This is a genomic window from Halanaerobiales bacterium (assembly GCA_035270125.1).
GTDB lineage: Bacteria > Bacillota > Halanaerobiia > Halanaerobiales > DATFIM01 > DATFIM01.
In genome coordinates this window covers 1-2,724 of sequence record DATFIM010000195.1, presented here as the reverse complement: position 1 = coordinate 2,724, position 2,724 = coordinate 1, and the positions used below count along the sequence as shown (strand labels likewise).

At 31.9% G+C, this 2,724-nt stretch carries 3 protein-coding genes and 1 tRNA gene; all 4 read right to left on the bottom strand.

The genetic code is table 11. From position 1 onward, the window contains the following. The coding region (locus VJ881_09890; GenBank protein HKL76363.1) for a ClpX C4-type zinc finger protein at positions 1–298 on the bottom strand (298 nt) is incomplete at its 3' end. 21 nt (positions 299–319) lie between these two features. Further along, the gene (clpP, locus tag VJ881_09885; protein HKL76362.1) at positions 320–949 is read right to left on the bottom strand and encodes an ATP-dependent Clp endopeptidase proteolytic subunit ClpP; all 630 of its coding nucleotides are present in this window, start codon (positions 947–949) and stop codon (positions 320–322) included. Positions 950–987: 38 nt separating this feature from the next. Further along, positions 988–2,268: a trigger factor gene (gene tig / locus VJ881_09880; protein ID HKL76361.1), complete on the bottom strand. Its 1,281-nt coding sequence runs from the start codon at positions 2,266–2,268 to the stop codon at positions 988–990. Positions 2,269–2,552: 284 nt separating this feature from the next. After that, positions 2,553–2,638, bottom strand: a tRNA-Leu gene (locus VJ881_09875). Positions 2,639–2,724 lie beyond the last annotated feature (86 nt).

Below are 2,724 nucleotides of genomic sequence, written 5' to 3'. Positions count from 1 at the left end.
TATCAGAATTTACACGTTTATAATGATTATAAACTGCTACTGATAGAGTTTTTTTGGCTCTTTCCTGACCAATAACATATTGGTCAAGAATATCTTTAATTTCTTTTGGTTTTGGAATACTTTGTAAGGTGAATTCTAAATCATCATTTAATTCTTCTTCAATAATTTCATTACATAATTCTATACATTCATCACAAATGTATACCCCAGGGCCAGCTACTAATTTTTTTACCTGGTCCTGTGATTTACCACAAAATGAACACTTCAATTGTCCTTTTTCATCACCAAACTTGAACATTATATCACCTCTTAGAGAGAATTACTCCTTATCTTCTTTTTTCTTTTCAGCTTTTTTCTTCTGAAGATCATTTCTCGAAATCACTTCATCAATAATACCATAGTCAACAGCCTGTTCAGCAGTCATAAAATAATCTTTTTCCACATCAGCAGCAATCTTTTCTTGAGACTGTCCTGTATGTTTGCTTAAGATTTCATTTAAAGTTTCTCTAATTCTCATTAATTCTTTAATGTGAACTTCAGCCTCAGTTGCTTTACCCTGAACTCCACCAGCAGGCTGATGAATCATTACTCTAGAATAAGGCAAACCATAACGCTTACCTTTAGCACCGGAAGCAAGTAGTAAAGCACCAGCACTTGCAGCCTGTCCCATTCCTATAGTTACTACATCAGGTTTTATATACTGAATAGTATCATACATTGCCAGAGCAGCAGTTACAGAACCACCTGGACTGTTTATATATAAATAAATGTCTTTATCTGGATCATCAGCTTCTAAAAATAGAAGTTGAGCTATAACCAAATTTGCCATTTGATCTGTTACCTGAGTACCTAAAAATACAATTCTATCTTTTAAAAGTCTGGAATAAATATCATAGGAACGCTCACCACGATTTGTCTGTTCTACGACCATTGGAACCAAACCGCTCATTATATCTCCTCCTTTAATTATCTTTATCTATTAATAAATTAGTTGTTTTCCTTTAAAAAATCTAATGTTTTTTCCATAGTAAGACTTTCTTTTAGCCCATCCATTTGTCCCTGCATTTGCATAAGTGCTTTTATTTGTTCTAAATCCTGATCATTTTCTTCTGCAATTTTTTCAATTTCTTCATCAACTTTTTCATCTTTTACTTCAATTTCTTCTTCTTCAGCTATTGCTTCAAGTATTAAATTGTTTTTAACTCTTTTAGCAGCTGTTTCTCTATTATCTTCTCTCCAGCTTTCTTCATCCATTCCCATATAATTTAAATATTCATCAACTTCAAGTCCCTGACCGGAAATGCTTTGACTTAAGTTCTGGAACATTTTATCTAATTCATCATCAACCATCTTATCAGGTATATTTGTTTCACAGTTTTCACTGATTTTATCTAATAATTCATTTTCATATTCCTGTTCAGTTTGTTGTTCTTTTTGTTCTTTGATTTCTTCTCTTATACTTTCTCGCCATTCTTCCATTGTCTCAAAATCACTTGCTTCTTTTGCAAAATCATCATCTAGTTCTGGTTTTTGCTTTTCTTTAATCTCCTTTACTTCAACAGTAAAAATGGCATCTTCACCTGCTAAATCTTCTGCATTATAATCTTCAGGGAATGTTACTTCTACATCTGTCTTTTCCCCAACTTTTGCTCCAATTAATTTTTCTTCAAAACCAGGAATAAATGTATTAGAACCAATTTCAAGACTATATTCTTCACCACTACCACCTTCAAAAGGTTCACCATCTATTTTACCTTCAAAATCTATAATAGCAAAATCTCCATCTTCGACAGTATCACGGTCTACACTTTGCAATTGACTATGCTGATCTCTTGTATGTTCAATTCTTTCTTCGATATCTTCATCAGTTACTTCAATTTCTTCTTTTTCAACACCAAGTCCAGTATATTCACCAAGTTCTACTTTTGGTTTAACTTCTACTGTAGCTGAAAAAGTTGCAGGTTCATCTTCAGCAATATAATAATCGTCAATTTCAGGTTGATCTATTGGTTCTATATCCGCTTCTTCAACAGCATCTCTATATCCTTCTGGAATCAGAATATCTAAAGCATCTTTGTGAAGAATTTCTTTTCCATACTGAGCTTCCAAAATCTTACGAGGCACTTTACCCTTTCTGAAACCAGGAATTTCAACATCTTTTACTACTTTTTTATATGCCTGTTCAAGTGCATCATTAACTCTTTCAGGTTCGATTTCAACCTTTAATTCTACCTTATTGTCTTCCAAATCTTTTTTTACAACTTCCATTATTTACTCCTCCTTAAAATAACTACCTAAAAATGATTTTTTATAACTTAATTATATACTTATTTACCTAATAAAAAAATAAGCATATATAAAATACTAATTTTTTCCCTTATTAATATTATTATAATCTAGAATGGCAAATATTACAATACTATTTTCTAAATTATATAATATTATTTTATTAAAATATGTAAAAAACTTAACTATTATTAGTAATTTATTACTATATATGTTAATAATCCCCGATTTGGCCAGAAGCCAGTATCGGGGGTATTTACAAAAAATGGTGCGAAAGGTGGGACTCGAACCCACACGGGGAATACCCACTAGATCCTAAATCTAGCGCGTCTGCCAATTCCGCCACTTTCGCATATTTACAATATTACTATTTCCAAAGCCAGATATAATATTAACATAGTTAGGCCCAACTGTCAAGAATTTAGGTAAAAATCACCT

Excerpts from the sequence above, each read along its gene's own strand:
- clpP (HKL76362.1), bottom strand. The coding sequence starts at position 949 with ATGAGCGGTTTGGTTCCAATGGTCGTAGAACAGACAAATCGTGGTGAG.
- tig (HKL76361.1), bottom strand. The coding sequence starts at position 2,268 with ATGGAAGTTGTAAAAAAAGATTTGGAAGACAATAAGGTAGAATTAAAG.